The sequence below is a fragment of the Belnapia sp. AC561 genome (genome assembly GCF_979252845.1).
Map to the genome: position 1 here is coordinate 1 of NZ_CEEDBP010000479.1, position 238 is coordinate 238.

The following is a 238-nucleotide window of genomic DNA, read 5'->3' on the forward strand; positions in this document are numbered from 1 at the left end:
GGCCTTGCCGACATCCAGCATCGTCCGCAGGGACATCATCGCCGATGCCGCGGAAAAAGGCAGGGTGGGGTCGTGATCCGGCGACCGCGCCGCCCAGCGGCCCAGCGTCTGCATGATCGGTTCGCTCTCATACCCCCACGGCGTGAGTTCGTAGACCTGCACGCCGGCGGGCGGAGGGAGGAGGCGGCGACGCAGCACGCCCGCTGCCTCCAGCCCCGCCAGTCGCTGGGTCAGGATG

At 70.6% G+C, this 238-nt stretch carries 1 protein-coding gene; it reads right to left on the reverse strand.

Annotated elements, in window-relative coordinates; all coding sequences use genetic code 11:
* A partial coding sequence (locus AC0IW9_RS31925) for a winged helix-turn-helix transcriptional regulator (protein ID WP_471652292.1) occupies positions 1–237 on the reverse strand: 237 nt, incomplete at its 3' end.
* Position 238: the final 1 nt, after the last annotated feature.